Raw genomic sequence first — 10,729 nt, 5'->3', positions numbered from 1 at the left:
GGACTCTGTGTAAGACAGTACATGGTTTTTTAACTGTGGTATGCGACGGTGGTGGAAGCAGAAACTTAAATCGTGAGGTTTAGGAATCGCCGCACTTTTAGGGCGGCGAGGATGTCAAGGCTAACCATTACCCCAATTCTAGAATTATCCGTTTTTTTTAGGTTTTCTTGACTACTATTCGGCGGTAGCCAATCCAGTTTCGGTGCTGCCGGTGGTGCGACGACGGGTGAGAGTATTAAAGAGCATAATTCCGATCGCCTTGATTAGATTACCTTCCAACTCTTGGAACATTTTCATGTTCATCCCAAAAGCGGCGTTAGCTTCGGTGACAATGCGATCGGCCATGGCTTGATCCACCGGTAACTCGTCGAGGGTTTGACGATAGTGGTTTTTGTAGGCTTTTTCGTCGGGAATATCTTTGAAATCATAGAAAGCCGTGCCACCAGTTTCCAGATTCATCGCTTTTTCGGCGATTTTTTTCAAGATTTGCCCCCCGGACAGATCGCCGAGATAACGGGTATAGGAATGGGCGACTAATAATTCGGGTTCTGTTGTGGCGATTTCCCGAATCCGGTTAACGTAGGCCTGACCTGCGGGAGATAAAGCGATCTCGTTGCGCCAATTGGGACCATAATAAAAATATAAATCCTGTTCCAGCGCATTTTTGCGATTGAGTTCAGGAAAACAGATTTTAGAAACGACGGGATGACTAGGAAGTTTTTCCATCTCCTCCTCCATGGCCGAATAGACGAAGTAGAGGTTAGCCACCAGTTTGCGATAGGAAGTTTTTTCTACCACACCTTTGAGAAAACACTTGACAAAACCGACGTTTTCTGCCATGGTGTGGGATTTTTTCGTGCCTTCTCGCAGTTGAGTTGATAAATTAACGCTCATATTATGATCACCTGTTGGGATGAGTGGAATGGATCGGGTTCGTTACAGATGCTTACTAAAACCGTCTATTTTGGTAGATTAAACTGAATCGATCGGTAATTTTATTAAGAATTTTTACAGTGCCGCCGGGGGAGCTTAGGGGAGAAATTTAGCTCTAGCAGGACTTGACCGCCAGTTGAAACCGGTATTGAGCCAGATGGCGAAATTGTAAAGATTAGTGAAAAACTGCTCCCTAGTTGATCTTTGGATAAGAGTTGGATAAGAGAGGGTGTAGTCTAGCGCCAATATCAATCATCGAGCAACATTCTTCACGCTTCTTAAAAATTCTTAACATTCAGGAGACTTATATCAGCAAAATTTCACAAATTAAAACCGAATTTAGCAATCATGCTTATAATCAGTACAGGATTCTTTATGTTGTCCTAAACTCAAGCCCTTGAGAGACAAAGCCCTAGTTGCGATGTCAGCGAGAACACATTTAGCAACTCCCTACCCAAACCCTTAGTCATAACACTCTGGTAATGCCCCGAATACTTGTAATCGATGATGATCCTGCAATCGCGGAATTAGTCTCCATCAACTTGGAGATGGCGGGTTATGACGTTAATCCCGCAGAGGACGGGATTAAAGGCCAGGCCTTGGCCGTCCAGTTACAACCCGATTTAATCATGCTGGATTTAATGCTGCCCAAAGTCGATGGTTTTACTGTCTGTCAGCGTTTGCGACGAGATGAACGCACGTCCGACATCCCGATTTTGATGCTCACAGCCTTAGGACAAACCCAAGATAAAGTGGAGGGTTTTAATGCGGGTGCTGATGATTACCTGACCAAACCTTTCGAGGTGGAGGAAATGTTAGCTAGGGTACGCGCTCTCCTCAGACGCACCGATCGCATTCCCCAAGCAGCTAAACACTCAGAAATACTCAGTTTTGGACCTTTAACCCTGGTTCCCGAACGTTTTGAGGCGGTCTGGTTTGAAAGTGTGGTCAAGTTAACCCATCTAGAATTCGAGTTACTCCACTGTCTTCTCCAACGTCACGGTCAAACCGTTTCCCCTAGTGATATTCTCAAGGAGGTCTGGGGATACGATCCCGATGATGATATCGAGACTATTCGCGTTCATATTCGCCATCTGAGAACGAAACTAGAACCCGATCCCCGCCACCCTCGCTATATTAAAACCGTTTACGGTGCGGGTTATTGTCTGGAGTTACCCACCAATGAACAGGTGGTGCTTGATTCATCGGCGGCAACGGTTTAAACAGGGAGCAATTGTCTAGATAGGCAATAGGGACAATTGTTTCGTCGCTCCTCCTCCTCTTCAGATTGAGAAGGTTTGACCGGCGGTTGGGTTTTGATGGCTATGGCTGAGGCCTCTTTTTGGCCCTGACTATCACAAGGGGTAAGCACCCCCAGCAAGTCAGGACAATGGCAGGAGTAACTAGGGCTGGCTGAATAAATCTAAAAACCTTGTTGGGTAAGACTTTTAGACCTTTTAGAAATCAAAAAGTACCGGATCTGGGAGTGATCGGGGGGAAAATTCAGGGACTTTTTCCCTGAAAATTAGGTAATTGACCCCCTCAAAATCGGTAAAACCCTACACCCCACCTGCCCCCCCGATGTCGGGGGGGTTGGGGGGGCCACACCCTGCCCCCACAAAAAACTTTTTCAGCAAGCCCTAACTACTGGTTTAAGGTAAATCCGTCGCCCCCATCAAAAAGCGATCGCATTCCCTGGCGGCCCCGCGACCTTCATTAATCGCCCAAACCACCAAACTTTGACCACGACGACAATCCCCTGCGGCGAACACTTTCGGTAAGCTAGTGGCAAATTGACCGTGTTCGGCCTTGATATTGCTGCGGGCATCCTTTTCTAAGCCTAAATCATCGAGTAAAGGCTGTTCTGGTCCCAAAAATCCCATGGCTAATAGAACCAATTGCGTCGGGATGACTTTTTCTGTTCCTGCCACCGGTTGGGGGATAAACTGCCCTTTTTCGTTGCGTTGCCATTCCACCTGTACCGTGTGAATCCCTGTGACGTTGCCCTCGCTATCCCCCTCGAATTTAGTCGCCGTGGTGGTATAAACCCGGGGGTCATCGCCAAAACGCGCGGCCGCTTCCTCTTGTCCATAGTCCAGACGGTAGATTTTCGGCCATTCGGGCCAGGGATTATCGGCGGCCCGTTCTCGGGGCGGTTGCGGCATAATCTCTAATTGGGTGACGCTACGGCAGTTATGACGCAGGGAAGTCCCCACACAGTCGGTTCCCGTGTCGCCACCGCCGATAATTACCACGTCTTTACCCGCGGCCGAGATAAAATCCTCCCCCGGTTGTCCATCTAATAGTGCTTTTGTATTAGCGGTGAGAAACTCCATGGCGAAGTGAATGCCCTTTAATTGGCGACCTTCGATGTTTAAATCCCGGGGTTTGGTGGCCCCAGTACAGATAACCACGGCATCGTATTGGTTTAATAGGTCTTGGGCGCTGATATCCTTGCCCACTTCCGTGTTACAGACCATTTTTACCCCTTCCTGTTCGAGCATCTGGAGACGACGCAGAACGACTTCTTCCTTATCTAACTTCATGTTGGGGATACCGTACATTAATAGCCCCCCGGGACGATCGGCCCTTTCATAAACTGTCACCCAGTGACCAGCTTTATTTAACTGGTCGGCGGCTGCTAATCCAGCAGGTCCGGAACCGATCACGGCCACTTTTTTGCCGGTACGGATGGCGGGGGGATTGGCAGTAATCCAACCGGATTCCCAACCTTTGTCAATAATCGAACATTCAATATTTTTGATCGTAACGGGGGGATTATGAATACCGAGAACACAGGAACCCTCACAGGGGGCGGGGCAGACTCTACCGGTAAATTCGGGGAAATTATTGGTTTTATGGAGGCGATCGAGGGCTTCTCGCCACAATCCTCGATAGATTAAATCATTCCATTCGGGAATCAGGTTATTAATCGGGCAACCACTGGCCATGCCACTAATTAGCGTTCCCGTGTGACAAAATGGTGTACCACAATCCATACAACGGGCGGCCTGATTGCGGAGTTTATCTTCTGGCATGGGAAGATGAAACTCATCCCAATTATGAAGGCGATCGAGGGGGGTAAGTTCGGAAGGAAGTTCACGCAGGAATTCGATAAAGCCAGTCGGTTTGCCCATAGTCTTTGTTATCTCTGTCGTTTATTCCCTATCTTCCTTCACAGTTCGATCGATCCCCGCAACTTTACCGATTTCTTTAATCTTATCGGCAACTCAGTGGACTAACAGGCGGTAATTTTGACAAATTGGGTAATTAACTATTGAGTTAAAAACAGGCGATTTCAAGAGGAAGGGGGCAATTCTAACGGGATAGCCCCGATGATTCCCTTACGAAAATCATTGAGTAACTGCATGGCTGCCCTTTCTTTATCTTCTTGATATTTGAGATTGGCCAATTTTTCGATAAAATCTTCCCCGGTCATGTCTAGAGTATTCAACCCGTAACGAGATTGTAAAAGTCCTTCATAGTTTAATTCTATTAATAAATCGACAAAAGCCGCCGCTATCCTTTGGTTATCATAACCTGCATCGCCAATATCCTCACAGATAGCTAATTTCACTGCATCCCTTTGATTATCTAAACGGGAAGGGATCACCCCCGGCGCGTCTAATAGTTCTAAGGTGTCGGAAATTCGTACCCATTGTAATTGTCGCGTTACTCCGGCCCTGCGGGCGCTGGCGACGACTTTTCGCCCTAATAAACGGTTAATCAGGGCAGATTTGCCCACATTGGGAAACCCGATCACCACGGCGCGCACTGGACGCGGTAACATTCCTCTCAGTTGGCGTTTTTGGTTAATTTCATCGCCAATTTTTTCCGCCGCTTTGATAATTGCTTTAACTCTTTCTCCCTGTTTAGCGTTAGTAAAATAGACGGTTTTTCCTTGACTTTTAAACCATGTTACCCATTGTTGATGGGCAGATTCGGGAATCATATCGAGACGATTTAAGATTAACAAGCGCGGTTTATTGCCAATCCAATCGTCCACCTGCGGATGATGGGAAGCTAAGGGAATGCGAGCATCACGCACTTCTAAGACCACATCCACGAGTTTAAGATGTTCCTTGAGTTTTCTTTCCGCTTTGGCAATATGACCGGGATACCATTGAATTAACGACATGGGAGATGGGAGTATAAAATTAAATCTTATCAGGAATAGTCCCTAGATAGCTATAATTATCTGAGAAAAAGTTTAGTAATTTCACTGCAATTATAACAGGATTGTCAATGACTAATTTAAAAAAATGGCAAATTATTAAATCCGAGCTAGTTTTTCATAATCGTTGGTGTCAAGTCCGTCAAGACGCGGTGAAGTTATCCTCTGGACAAGTTATCGATGATTATTTCGTTAATATTCGTCCTGAAATTGTTTTAGTTGTTCCAGTTACTGGGGATAATCAATTGGTTTTTGTCTGTCAATATCGTCACGGAGTTAAGGAAATTTTATTGGAATTTCCCGCCGGGGCAGTAGATGCGGGTGAAGATAATATTACTGCGGCAGCGCGTCGGGAATTCGAGGAGGAAACTGGTTATCAAAGTGATTCTCTAATACCTCTAGGTGTTTTGTATGATAATCCCGTTAAAGATACTAACAGAATTCATATTTTTTTGGCTCTTAATGCTACTCCCACAGGTCAACAAAAGTTAGATATTACCGAGGAAATTGAAGTTATTCTTCGACCTTTACAGGAAATTAATCCCCAGGAAATTACTGTCTCCGGTAGTTTGGCTGCTTTCTATCTAGCGAGGGATTTTTTAAAGCAAAATTAAGGATGTATGGCAGTTATATTAAGGGGGAGGTAGGAAGTTTTCGTTTTGGGGAGCCGGTTGTCAGGATTCAGGAGATAGGGTGGTCACTGCGTGCGCGTTGCGGGGGGTGTTGGGGTGTTAGGGTGTTAGGGTGTTAGGGTGTTAGGGTTTTAGGGTTTTAGTTGAAATTACCCCACTTCCCCACTTCCCCACTTCCCCACTTCCCCACTTCCCCACTTCCCCACTTCCCCACTTCCCCACTTCCTCACTTCCCCACTTCCCCACTCCCCGCTCTCCTACCTCTGCGCTTTTCTCTACTGTTTGAACAGGATTTGTATTACTTTAAGTTTTATTTTTTTTCACTTGTCTATGAGTAATTTTTTTATGATTGCTGGCTTTATTCTATCAGCTTATGCAATCGTTGCTAACGATTCCCTACAAACTTTAGGGACTTTTTTAAGTGCCAATGAAGAACGTCCCTGGTGGATTTTATGGCTGTACACCAGTATAATCTTAGCCTCGATTTTTATCGCTGGTTGGTATATTAATCAGGGAGATGTGGCTTATAATCGACTAGAAATGATTCCCTTCCCAGAAACTTTTACTTGGATTTATATCGTTCCTCCCTTAGCAATTTTAATTCTCACCACTTGGGGAATACCTGTGAGTACAACCTTTTTGGTTTTAACAGTTTTTGCTCCCCAATCTCTAGATGAAATGTTAGTTAAATCCGCTTGGGGTTATTGCATTGCTGTTATAGTGGGGTTAGTAATCTATCGAATTATTTATCAATTAGAAAACTTTTTCCTAGAAACAGTTAATCAAGAACCTCAAAAAATCTGGGTAGTTTTACAGTGGTTATCCACCGGGTTTCTCTGGAGTCAATGGTTAATGCAAGATTTTGCTAATATTTTCGCCTATCTTCCCAGAAAGTTAGCGGCAACATGGTTAGTTTTATCTCTAACAGTTATGCTACTCCTGCAAACCATCATTTTTATTAATCACGGTGGTCAAATCGAGAAAATTGTCACTAGCAAAACTAACGCCCATGATCTGCGTTCTGCAACAATTATTAACTTGATTTATGGCCTAATTTTACTGTTTTTTGTTGGCTATAATCATATTCCCATGAGTACCACTTGGGTATTTTTAGGTTTATTAGGAGGTCGAGAAATTTCTCTGACTTTAACCAGAGAAACCCCTAATTTAGCCGCCACAGGTAAACTGGTTTTCGGGGATGCCTTGAAAGCTTTTATCGGTATGATTGTTAGTGTTGCTATCGCTCTTGCTTTACCTCTACTCGCTCAAAAACTTAACTATCTATAGGGAATTATGAATTATGAATTATAAATTATGAATTATGAATTATAAATTATGAATTATAAATTATGAATTATAAATTATGAATTGGGGAGCTTTTTTTCAGTTATCAGTAAACAGTTAACTGAAACCTGACATCTGATAACTGATATTAGTGGTTGTACCGCATAAGATTAAGAAAAGGTCTATTTTCAAAACTTAAGAATAACAAGATTGAGGAGATGGGCGATCGATTGATGACCCGGAGTGATAAAGTTTTCTATTACTGATAATCTCGAAATTATCGTTCAACCAGATTAAAGATGCTTCTGTGACTAGACCTCCTTCAAGAGTGACTAGGGAAAAATTGCGAGATTTACCCCTATCAGAGTGGACAATACGAGGGACACTAGCAGCATTCAGATAAACGGTTCCCATCTCGGAAGTGACCACGGGATTGCGTAAACGGGAAGTAGTATGACGGAGACGGTGGTGCATATGACCGAAACTGACCAGAGGAACCTGTTTTCCTAATAGCTGTGCTTGTTCGATGGCCGCTGCTAAATCGGGATCCCCGTGGTCCCCTCCCAAGGGTTGCCAATCGCGACCACAGATAGCTTCCGCTTCCTTTCCCAGTCCGGCCGGACCATTGTGACCTAAAAAAATCAGGTTATTATAGGCAGTATCTTGAATATTAGCGATAATTTTGGCGGTAGATTCGGCAAAACTGCTGATATTATAGCGTTCTTGAAAAAATTCTCCATTTTTCCACTCGGATCCCCCCCAAGTAAAGGGACGACCCCCAACAATCGAAAGCTGTAAACTGGGTAGGTCTAGTTTTGAGTAACCCACATGAGCAACCCCTAATAATTCTAACTGGGCGGTGACACGATCTTCCTTGTTGCGATCGTAGGGACATTGTTTTCGTCCCCAAGGGGTGGCGCTATACCACGCGTCATGATTACCGAGAATAACGGCTTTTGGTAAGGACAAACTAGCAATCCGGCCGACAATTTCTAGGGATTCATTGCCAAAATCGCCGACAAATAGGGCTAAATCCACTTGTAAAGCTTCTAGTGCTAAATTATCTTCTATTTCCCATTGGTCGTGAACGTCACCGATGACGGCGATTTTATAGCTGCGAGGGAAAGAACTTACCATTACCAGTTATTAACTATAATTTACCAATAATGATCATAACTAGGATTGGCCGAATAAATAGACCTCTTGCAAAAATCAAAAATCTTCCTTTAGGTGAGGAGTCAGGAGTCAGTAGTCAGGAGAATTAAGAATGAGCGTTAATCAATTAAATGCTCTATTTAGTGATTTTATGCAATTTTATGCTTATTTTTCTCATTTTTGCCCTCTCAAAAATTAATTATGCAAGAACTCTGGTAAAGATGTAAAGATTTAAAACAAAGTTATCCACAGTCATCGGTTTGTTTGTAAATTTAGATACAGAATTATCAGGGTGATCTGTGTATGTCTTTACTACAATACCGCACTACTGCCGTTGTTACTCGCCCCCAAGCAAACACATGGGTACAACTCAGAATGCTCCCCTCTCCATACAGCTTTGATGAAGCGCTACTACTCTGTGAACAGGATCAGGGCCGTTGGGTGGCATGGATTCCCGATTTTGGCGAAATTATCTTGATCGAAGGGCAATTTGAGGCATAAACTAACTCTTGCTCACAATTAAAGCAGATAAACAGCGATCGATCACTTGTTTTAATACTAGAGCCGTCCAATCGATATCGGCCGCGCTGGTGTCCCTTCCCAGGGTTAAGCGAATTCCCGCCAATGCTTCTCGATCGCTGTAGCCCATAGCTTTTAAAATTGGACTAGGGGAAAGTTTGCCACTATGACAGGCGGCTCCAGAACTAATACCGATTCCTGCTAAATTAAGCTGACGAACTAGCTGTTTTCCCGTGATGTGACTGTCATCGTCCGGACGGACAATAAAGCTGACGTGGTGGGGTAAACGATAGAATCGGTCCCCCGTGGGCAGCAGATAAGGATAATCGGCTAAGAGGTCAAATAATCGATCTCGCAGGGCTATTAAACGCATTTTTTCGCTAATTAAGTCTTTTTGGGCTAATTCGGCCGCTAAACCGAAAGCAGCGATCGCTGGTACGGCTGGGGTTCCCGATCGCAGACCTTTTTCCTGACCACCGCCCCGCAGTAATGGTAGAATATCAACACCGGCTCTGATGTATAAAGCCCCCGATCCTTGCATTCCATAAATTTTATGGCTGGAAAGAGATAATAAATCTACGGGCAGTTTTCGCACATCAATATCGCATCTTGCCGCCACCTGCACCGCATCGGTGTGAAAAAGAACTCCCCTTTCTCTGGCAATGCTGCCCAATTCTTCAATCGGTTGTAAGGTTCCCACCTCACTTTGTCCGTAAATAATGGAAATTAAGACCGTATCGCTTTGAATTGCGGCTTTTAGGTCTAAAGGATTAACTCTACCTTGACGATTGACGGGAAGACGAGTAATTTGCCAACCTTGCTGCTCTAATTGTTTACAGGGTTCAGCGATCGCCGAATGTTCCACACTAGAAATAATAATATGACGGGGGCGGTTATACTGTTGAGCAACCCCGATAATCGCTAAATTATCGGCTTCTGTGCCGCCAGAAGTGAAGATAATCTGGTCCGGATTGGCATTAATTAACCCTGCCACCTGTTCTCTGGCCATTTCGATGACTGTCGCCGTATCCTGTCCCCAAGTGTGTAAACTGGAGGGATTGCCCCAATGATGCCGGAGAATAGTGGCAACCCGCTCGATTACTTGGGGATGAGTGGGGGTAGTGGCGCTATAGTCAAGATAAATTTGCATTATTTTACAATCTTAGAAATGAGAGCCAAGGACAAGCAGCTATTTTCAGTTTAGCGGCTTAGGTTTAACACTCGATCGATTGTCGGGGCAGTTAAATCTTCCCCTGTCAAAAAACAGAGATGCCGGTTAAAGCATCCCCGCAGAGTCGATTTTACCTCTCTTGTGTCAATCTCGGCAGCAGACCAGCAAAAGTCATCCCAAAGACAGAGCAAATATCGTCAACAATCAAAGTCATAAAACCGTTCTAAAAGCCCAGTAAACACGAAAGATAGTCAGGAACGGGGAAACTTTGAGCCATCTTAAAATGAAATGACAACAGATAAAACGCTGTAGAATAATTGAAGGTTATTTAAGAGATTTTTTCAGCCCTTTCCTGAATCCCAGACAGCCAGTTTTTGATAAGAGTCTGGGATAGGTGCGACAGAAGGATTAAAAGTATCGTGATCAAGACAAACGATCAAATAGGCACAGTTGACTAACTGCCACTATTGACAATATCCCTAAGCATCTAATCAAGGGGAAACATCGAGCGATAATAATATGCTTTTGCCCTTGGCAAGTTCCAAAGCATAACAGAGATTGTCTCAAGCTGGTCGCGTCGCTAATACTTGCGGCGATTTTTCAGTCATCGGTAAACATTAACCGGTAATCAGTGAACGGCAAACTCAAATCTGATAACTGAGTCAAGATAGCTAAAAAACCCCCATCGCCCCACCATGCGTTTCAGACAAATTTTTATGCTTTTATGACATGGCTGACAATATTTTGTAACAATCTATACTATCTTTCCCGTTGAAGACTGTAAATTTAAGTTAATTGCTTCGGTGATAACCCTGAAATAAAGTGATCTTTCTAGCCCAGATGACCAAAAACCGCCCCTAT

General features: G+C 44.2%; 9 protein-coding genes. 4 read left to right on the top strand and 5 right to left on the bottom strand.

Annotated features, from left to right (window positions below; genetic code table 11):
- Window positions 1-174: 174 nt before the first annotated feature.
- On the bottom strand, window positions 175-894 hold the full coding sequence (locus tag EWV68_RS17530; protein WP_061431291.1) for a biliverdin-producing heme oxygenase: 720 nt from the start codon (window positions 892-894) through the stop codon (window positions 175-177).
- Between the two features lie 521 nt (window positions 895-1,415).
- On the opposite strand from EWV68_RS17530, the gene rpaA reads away from it, so the two are divergent.
- Window positions 1,416-2,156: a two component system response regulator RpaA gene (gene rpaA, locus EWV68_RS17525; RefSeq protein ID WP_002798623.1), complete on the top strand. Its 741-nt coding sequence runs from the start codon at window positions 1,416-1,418 to the stop codon at window positions 2,154-2,156.
- Window positions 2,157-2,585: 429 nt separating this feature from the next.
- Here the strand turns inward: rpaA and EWV68_RS17520 are convergent, their stop codons facing one another.
- The gene (locus EWV68_RS17520) at window positions 2,586-4,070 is read right to left on the bottom strand and encodes a glutamate synthase subunit beta (RefSeq protein WP_061431292.1); all 1,485 of its coding nucleotides are present in this window, start codon (window positions 4,068-4,070) and stop codon (window positions 2,586-2,588) included.
- A 161-nt stretch (window positions 4,071-4,231) separates the two neighbouring features.
- Window positions 4,232-5,071 (bottom strand): ribosome biogenesis GTPase YlqF, encoded by an 840-nt coding sequence (ylqF, locus tag EWV68_RS17515; protein ID WP_061431293.1) that lies wholly within the window; start codon window positions 5,069-5,071, stop codon window positions 4,232-4,234.
- 107 nt (window positions 5,072-5,178) lie between these two features.
- Between ylqF and EWV68_RS17510 the strand changes: the two genes are divergently transcribed.
- Together EWV68_RS17510 and EWV68_RS17505 are read left to right on the top strand one after the other, a co-directional pair.
- On the top strand, window positions 5,179-5,721 hold the full coding sequence (locus tag EWV68_RS17510; RefSeq protein WP_287170539.1) for an NUDIX hydrolase: 543 nt from the start codon (window positions 5,179-5,181) through the stop codon (window positions 5,719-5,721).
- A gap of 363 nt (window positions 5,722-6,084) precedes the next feature.
- Complete coding sequence (locus EWV68_RS17505) at window positions 6,085-7,026, top strand: hypothetical protein (protein WP_287170537.1); 942 nt, start codon at window positions 6,085-6,087, stop codon at window positions 7,024-7,026.
- Between the two features lie 192 nt (window positions 7,027-7,218).
- Here EWV68_RS17505 and EWV68_RS17500 read toward each other — a convergent pair whose 3' ends face one another.
- The gene (locus EWV68_RS17500; RefSeq protein ID WP_287170536.1) at window positions 7,219-8,160 is read right to left on the bottom strand and encodes a TIGR04168 family protein; all 942 of its coding nucleotides are present in this window, start codon (window positions 8,158-8,160) and stop codon (window positions 7,219-7,221) included.
- 321 nt (window positions 8,161-8,481) lie between these two features.
- On the opposite strand from EWV68_RS17500, the gene EWV68_RS17495 reads away from it, so the two are divergent.
- Window positions 8,482-8,679: a hypothetical protein gene (locus EWV68_RS17495; RefSeq protein WP_287170535.1), complete on the top strand. Its 198-nt coding sequence runs from the start codon at window positions 8,482-8,484 to the stop codon at window positions 8,677-8,679.
- Between the two features lies 1 nt (window position 8,680).
- Here EWV68_RS17495 and EWV68_RS17490 read toward each other — a convergent pair whose 3' ends face one another.
- Window positions 8,681-9,847, bottom strand: a complete 1,167-nt coding sequence (locus EWV68_RS17490) for a cysteine desulfurase family protein (RefSeq protein WP_287170534.1) — start codon at window positions 9,845-9,847, stop codon at window positions 8,681-8,683.
- Window positions 9,848-10,729 lie beyond the last annotated feature (882 nt).

Origin of the sequence: Microcystis sp. M_QC_C_20170808_M9Col (assembly GCF_007095495.1) — a bacterium.
GTDB classification, from domain to species: Bacteria; Cyanobacteriota; Cyanobacteriia; order Cyanobacteriales; family Microcystaceae; genus Microcystis; species Microcystis aeruginosa.
Note: the sequence above shows the minus strand (reverse complement) of the source record. Positions and strands in the feature narration are given on the sequence as shown.

Bases quoted from the DNA above. Each gene is read 5' to 3' on its own strand.
- EWV68_RS17520 (WP_061431292.1), bottom strand. From the start codon at position 4,070: ATGGGCAAACCGACTGGCTTTATCGAATTCCTGCGTGAACTTCCTTCC.
- rpaA (WP_002798623.1), top strand. From the start codon at position 1,416: ATGCCCCGAATACTTGTAATCGATGATGATCCTGCAATCGCGGAATTA.
- EWV68_RS17505 (WP_287170537.1), top strand. From the start codon at position 6,085: ATGATTGCTGGCTTTATTCTATCAGCTTATGCAATCGTTGCTAACGAT.
- EWV68_RS17510 (WP_287170539.1), top strand. From the start codon at position 5,179: ATGACTAATTTAAAAAAATGGCAAATTATTAAATCCGAGCTAGTTTTT.
- ylqF (WP_061431293.1), bottom strand. From the start codon at position 5,071: ATGTCGTTAATTCAATGGTATCCCGGTCATATTGCCAAAGCGGAAAGA.
- EWV68_RS17530 (WP_061431291.1), bottom strand. From the start codon at position 894: ATGAGCGTTAATTTATCAACTCAACTGCGAGAAGGCACGAAAAAATCC.
- EWV68_RS17500 (WP_287170536.1), bottom strand. From the start codon at position 8,160: ATGGTAAGTTCTTTCCCTCGCAGCTATAAAATCGCCGTCATCGGTGAC.
- EWV68_RS17490 (WP_287170534.1), bottom strand. From the start codon at position 9,847: ATGCAAATTTATCTTGACTATAGCGCCACTACCCCCACTCATCCCCAA.
- EWV68_RS17495 (WP_287170535.1), top strand. From the start codon at position 8,482: ATGTCTTTACTACAATACCGCACTACTGCCGTTGTTACTCGCCCCCAA.